The following is a 2,339-nucleotide window of genomic DNA, read 5'->3' as shown; positions in this document are numbered from 1 at the left end:
CCGACAGCATCGGCAGGTCGCGCACCCGAGTGTGGGGTGCGGATACCATGGCATCCAGCAGGCGCAGCCAGTGGTCGGCCATGCGCTGGACCGTGGCAATATCGAACAGGTCGGTGGCATAGGTGAACGCTGCACTGACACCACCCTCATGCTCCGCCGTGTTGAGGGTGAGGTCGAATTGCGCACTGTGGCTGTCCCATTGCAACCCTGACACGCGCAGACCCGGCAGCTCCAGGTCAGCGCCATGGCGCTCCTGGGCCTGATGGTTGAACATTACCTGGAACAGGGGGTTGTGGCTTAGACTGCGCTCCGGCTGCAGCGCCTCGACGAGTTGCTCGAATGGCAGGTCTTGGTGAGCCTGGGCGCCCAGTGCGGCTTCACGCACCTGCTGGAGCAAGCCGTGAACCGGCTGTTCGGCCTCCACATGAGTGCGCAGAACCTGGGTGTTGACCAGAAAACCGATGAGGCCCTCGGTACCGGCTTTGCCACGGTTGGCTATGGGTACGCCCGTGCAGATGTCTGTCTGGCCACTGTACCGGTGCAACAGCACCTGGAATGACGCCAGCAGCAGCATGAACACCGTGACGTTTTCGGTCTGGCACAGGCGTTTGATGCCGGCAAGGCGTTCGGCACTCAACTCGACCTGGTGGCAGGCACCGGCAAAGCTCTGTACAGCTGGGCGCGCACGGTCGGTCGGCAGCTCGAGCACCGGCAGGTCACCGGCCAGGCTGGCTTTCCAGTACTCCAACTGGCGCGCCTGCTCGCCGGCTTCCATCCACTGGCGTTGCCACGAGGCATAATCGGAGTACTGGATTGGCATCGGCGCCAGCTGGGCCGGCAGGCCCTGGCTGAATCCGGCATACAGGCTCACCAATTCGTCCACCATCACTTGCATCGAAGCGCCATCGCAGATGCTGTGATGAAGTGTCAATACCAGCACATGGTCGTCGGCGGACAAACGCAGGAGCGCCACCCGCCACAGCGGCCCTTGCCCAAGGTCGAACGCCTGGCCGATTTCGGCCTCGACCAAACCTTGTAAACCATCCTCGCCCTCACGCGCCCACGCCTGGGCATGGTCGTGCACTGGCAGTTGCAAGCGTGTGTGCTCGGCGATGCGTTGCAGCAACTGCTCACCGTCGTCGACGAAGGTGGTGCGTAACGACTCGTGGCGTGCCTGTAGGGCATCAAGTGTCCGGGACAGCGCTTGTACATCCAGATGCCCCTTAAGGCGCAAGGCCTTGGACAGGTTGTATGCCGCACTGTGTGGCTCCAGCTGCCAAAGGAACCATTGCCGCTGCTGAGCGTAGGACGGCAACAGAGGCTCTTCGGCACCGCGCCGGAAAATCGGCGCGATACTGAACAGGTTGATCCCCTTCTGCTTGAGCAGGATGGCCAGCGCCTTGCGTTCCTTCGGAGAAAGCGCCCCTACCGACTCGATTAACTCTTGCACGCTTCAGCCCTCAAATTTAAGAAATCAGTTTCTCAAGATCATTGGCTGATAGACGTTTAAGCGCCTCCAGAGATTTAGTCAGTTCATCCTGCAGCGGCTGCAGGGCCCCTTGGAGCTCCCCGACCTGTGCACAGAAGCTGCGCAGGTCATCGGCCGTGAACAACAACTTGATCGGGATCTCCTGTTGCAATTGGTCACGCATCTGCATCACCACCTGGGTTGCCAGCAGTGAATGCCCACCCAGGGCGAAGAAGTTGTCCTCCAGCCCTACCTGCACGCCGTCCAGAATGCTTGACCAGATGGCGGCCACCTGCTGCTCCAGCTCACTTATCGGCGCCACATATGGACGCTGGGATGCAATGCCATCAGGCTTGGGCAGGGCCTTGCGGTCGAGCTTGCCATTTGGGCTCAGGGGCATGGCCGCAATGGCCATGATTTGACTAGGCACCATGTAACCCGGCAATGCCTCGCCCACGTGCACTTTCAATTGCTCACTCAGCGCCGCAGGCTCTGCATCGGCGCCCATCTGCGGCACCACATAAGCCATCAGCCAAGTCCCGTCCACGGCCACAACGCAGGCTTCACGCACTCCAGGGTGGTCCATCAGACGCGCCTCGATCTCGCCCAGCTCGATACGCAGGCCGCGCAGCTTCACCTGGTGGTCGAGACGCCCGGCATACTCGATCACCCCGTCGGCCCGGTAACGCGCCAGGTCGCCGGTACGGTACAACCGCTCACCCGCCACGAACGGGCTGGCAACAAAGCGCTCGGCAGTCAGTGCCGGGCGCTGGTGATAGCCCCGCGCAAGCCCAGTGCCGGCCAGGTAAAGCTCACCTAGGGCCCCCAGAGGTGCTGGAGCAAGATCACGATCAAGGATATAGCACCGCAA

2 protein-coding genes are annotated in these 2,339 nt (G+C 61.9%); both read right to left on the bottom strand.

Annotation, left to right across the window (positions count from 1 at the left end; genetic code table 11):
• Positions 1–1,450, bottom strand: a 1,450-nt coding sequence (locus APH25_RS24700; protein WP_256217617.1) for a condensation domain-containing protein, incomplete at its 3' end; no start/stop codon positions are given.
• Between the two features lie 16 nt (positions 1,451–1,466).
• Positions 1,467–2,339, bottom strand: an 873-nt coding sequence (locus APH25_RS24695; protein WP_156333285.1) for a phosphopantetheine-binding protein, incomplete at its 5' end; no start/stop codon positions are given.

This window comes from Pseudomonas sp. NBRC 111119, assembly GCF_001320125.1.
GTDB classification, from domain to species: Bacteria; Pseudomonadota; Gammaproteobacteria; order Pseudomonadales; family Pseudomonadaceae; genus Aquipseudomonas; species Aquipseudomonas parafulva.
The sequence above is the reverse complement of the archived record's forward strand: the minus strand, read 5'-3'. Positions and strand labels throughout refer to the sequence as shown.